Below are 316 nucleotides of genomic sequence, written 5' to 3' on the forward strand. Positions count from 1 at the left end.
CAGGCTTTGAGCTGAAGAGCAAAAGGTCACCAGATTGCGGTGTGTGAAGACGAAACGAACCGAAAGTTCGAGAGAAACACACAAACTATCGCATACCCAATTTGCTGAAGCGTCGAAAGACGAATCGGCACACCGAATTTCTTGACGACCATAGAGCGTTGGAACCACCTGATCCCATCCCGAACTCAGAAGTGAAACGATGCATCGCCGATGGTAGTGTGGGGTTTCCCCATGTGAGAGTAGGTCATCGTCAAGATTAAATTCCGAAACCCCAATTGCGAAAGCAATTGGGGTTTTGTTTTGCCCGCAGGAAAGT

Annotated in this window: 1 rRNA gene; it reads left to right on the forward strand. The window is 48.4% G+C overall.

Annotation, left to right across the window (positions count from 1 at the left end):
- Nucleotides 1-140 precede the first annotated feature (140 nt).
- Nucleotides 141-256 (forward strand): 5S ribosomal RNA (gene rrf, locus U862_RS0129060).
- Nucleotides 257-316: the final 60 nt, after the last annotated feature.

This window comes from Pseudomonas sp. H1h (assembly GCF_000633255.1).
Classification (GTDB): domain Bacteria; phylum Pseudomonadota; class Gammaproteobacteria; order Pseudomonadales; family Pseudomonadaceae; genus Aquipseudomonas.